1 protein-coding gene is annotated in these 860 nt (G+C 33.4%); it reads left to right on the top strand.

What is annotated here, in order from left to right:
* Positions 1–762: 762 nt before the first annotated feature.
* A partial coding sequence (locus J582_RS27450; protein WP_228131721.1) for a hypothetical protein occupies positions 763–860 on the top strand: 98 nt, incomplete at its 3' end.

The raw sequence follows: 860 nt of genomic DNA, 5'->3' as shown, positions 1-860 counted from the left end.
TGCTAAAGCTGAAAAAGAAGAAAAAATAGTGACTGATGAAATTGCAGAGCCTTATAAAGAGAAAAGTATATAAAAGCAGGTTGTAAGCAATATCGTACAAAGATTTGAGTCTAGGTCCAATAGGCAGGGGGAACTAAAACCCGTATTCTACATTCATCGGCACACGGAAGCGGGAATGGATAATCCCAAGTAAGGATGCACTAAGCTGATATGGAACGACATCATGGATAAGATGTTAGAATGGAAGCAATAAAAAGAATTATATACCCTGAAAGCACAACCTCATTTACCCGAGTTTTGCAGGACGCAGAACTCGGGTTGATATTTTATATAAATACCATTTAATTATTTGTAAATTAAAGAAATATTTTTAAGATTATCTTAATTTTAAAATCTATTTAATTATAGGTAGTTGTCCATAAGTTTTTTATATATCCGAGCCTTTTTCGATGAAAATAGATACAAAAATTTTTTTTGATAAGTTTTTGTTTTTATAGATTATTGAAGAATAAATATAGGCTTTGGTCTATTTAGACATAAATTGGACTTGTTTAATTGGCAAATCTCAATAGAATGTGCCGATCGTTGACATGTTGGATCGTCAACAGGCATTGTTGTTTACTTCGCCGGATCGGCGGGTTGTGATTTGCTTGTGCATTTAAATTTCTGTTTGGAAATTAGTGTACATATTGAGGTTTCACTCTAAGATAGTGGTCTTCTCCCTCTCATATTTGATACTTTGCGGTGCATAAGGATTGTCTTATGAAGAATTTTAAATTTAGCCTTGCGTGGCAAATTTTAATTGCTTTAATCCTAGGGATAGTTGTCGGGAAATTTTGCAAAAGCTTATGTTGCAGCTA

Source organism: Acinetobacter sp. 1566109 (genome assembly GCF_000582255.1).
GTDB classification, from domain to species: Bacteria; Pseudomonadota; Gammaproteobacteria; order Pseudomonadales; family Moraxellaceae; genus Acinetobacter; species Acinetobacter nosocomialis.
Note: the sequence above shows the minus strand (reverse complement) of the source record. Positions and strands in the feature narration are given on the sequence as shown.